Raw genomic sequence first — 2,087 nt, 5'->3', positions numbered from 1 at the left:
TCCGGATCAAGGATGCGGTCGGAAAGCCTGGTCCCAGATACGGACCGCCGGGCAACCTGCTGAATAAAATAGTCAAACCGCCTCTGCCCCAAGGCATGTGCGATCTCGCGCTCTCCCTCCGGGATCGGATCGGTACGCGTGAGCCAGTAAAGAACAAACAGGCCAAGCGTCTCCAGCAACAGTGCGACATCCCGCTCGATTTCTCCCTGCCGGACCTCAAACGCCTCTAGCCTGGCGAACAACCTCTCTTCTAGCCCATGGCGGATCTGCGGCTCAAAATACTCCTGCAGCGCCTTCTCGATGAGGGCGTTTTTCGTCACGCCCGGGCGGCGCGTGGCTGCTTCGAGCTTACGATGCAAGTCTGCCCGGAGGCGCAGGTTCAGTCGCGGCTTGCCCATGTCAGAAATCCGGCAGGAAGTCGCTGCCCTCCTTATCCATTCCGGCTGCCCGGCGAACGGCCTTTATATGGGGATCTTCCTCGACCGGCCCCTCGTCATCGAGTTCTGGCGCGACTTCGGCAACATCAACATTGGGATAGCGTTTCGGCGGATCCAGTTCCGGTTCCAGGATGAGACCGCCGCTGCTTTCACCCCCTCCTCCGTTGTCAGAAGGCCAAGAGAGCGCCCTGCCAGCAGCCACAGTGATCCAGTGATCCGACTGTCCCTCTTCCACGCGTTCTGCGGATGCCGGGGGAAGAACCCGCGGAGTGAAGTTGCCATCCTTGAAGTAGCGCAGCTTCTTCGCCCGCACCGGCGGGACACCGGAAACCATGACAATCTCATCCGTGGCCGGCAGCTGCATGATCTCGCCCGGCGTCATCAGGGCACGCTGGGTCTCCTGCCGGGACACCATCATGTGCGAGAGCCAGGGCGCGAGCCGGTGTCCGGTATAGTTCTTCTGGGATCGCAGCTCAGTTTTGGTGCCGAGCGCTTCGGAAATCCGCTTGGCCGTGCGCTCATCATTGGTCGCAAACGCCACCCGGACATGGCAATTGTCCAGAATGGCGTTGTTGGGACCATATGCCTTCTCGATCTGGTTCAGGGACTGGGCGACCAGGAACGCCCGGACCCCATACCCCGCCATGAAGGCAAGTGCCGTCTCGAAGAAATCGATCCGCCCCAGGGCCGGGAACTCATCCAGCATCAGGAGCAGCTTCCGTCGGGAGGGATCGGGCTCTTGCTCGGTCAGCCGGCGCGCAATCTGGTTGAGAACAAGCCGCATGAGGGGTTTGGTGCGCGAGACATCCGAGGGCGGACAGGCGAGATAGAGCGACAAAGGCCTTTCCCCGCCCACAAGGTCCTCGATCCTCCAGTCACTCTTGGAGGTCACCTCAGCCACTACCGGATCCCGGTAGAGGCTCAGAAAGCTCAGCGCCGTTGAGAGCACGCCGGAGCGCTCATTCTCCGCCTTATTCTGCAGCTCCCGTGCCGCCTGCGCGACGACCGGATGCGGATGAGTCCCAAGATGCGGTGTCGACATCATCAGCCGCAGGGTCTCGGAAAACGTCCGCCCCGGATCAGACAGGAACCGGGCGCAGCCCGCCAGCGTCTTGTCTTCTTCCGCGTACAGCACGTGCAGGATCACGCCGGTCAGCAGGGCATGGCCCGTCTTCTCCCAATGGTTCCGCCGCTCCAGAGAGCCTTCCGGGTCGACCAGGATGTCGGCAATGTTCTGTGCGTCCCGGACTTCTCCTTCCCCGCGCCGCACCTCCAGGAGCGGATTAAACCGCGGGCTCTTGGGATTTGTCGGATCAAAGCGGACGCAGTCTGAGAAGGTCGACCGCCATCCCGAGGTGAGCGTCCAGTTTTCTCCCTTGATGTCATGGATCACTGCGCTTCCCGTCCAGGAGAGCAGGGTCGGCACCACCAGCCCGACGCCCTTCCCCGACCGCGTCGGAGCGAACGCCATGATGTGTTCCGGCCCGGCATGGCGCAGGTACCTGCCACGATACCGCCCGAGGAAAACCCCGTCCTTCCCAGACAATTTGTGCCGACGCACATCCTTCGGGGTCGCCCAGCGGGCAGACCCGTAGGTCGTTACGAACTTTGCATCCTGGCTGCGGATCACAGAGCCGATCACAGCCACGA

Annotated in this window: 2 protein-coding genes; both read right to left on the bottom strand. The window is 62.2% G+C overall.

Going from position 1 to position 2,087, the window contains the following annotated elements:
- Window positions 1–398 (bottom strand): toxin-antitoxin system HicB family antitoxin (locus C0456_RS20190; protein ID WP_291056388.1); only part of this gene is annotated, 398 nt, incomplete at its 3' end.
- Window position 399: 1 nt separating this feature from the next.
- Window positions 400–2,087 (bottom strand): IncP-type conjugal transfer protein TraG (gene traG, locus C0456_RS20185; protein ID WP_291056386.1); only part of this gene is annotated, 1,688 nt, incomplete at its 5' end.

It is taken from the genome of Hyphomonas sp., from assembly GCF_013823385.1.
Lineage (GTDB): Bacteria > Pseudomonadota > Alphaproteobacteria > Caulobacterales > Hyphomonadaceae > Hyphomonas.
The sequence above is the reverse complement of the archived record's forward strand: the minus strand, read 5'-3'. Positions and strand labels throughout refer to the sequence as shown.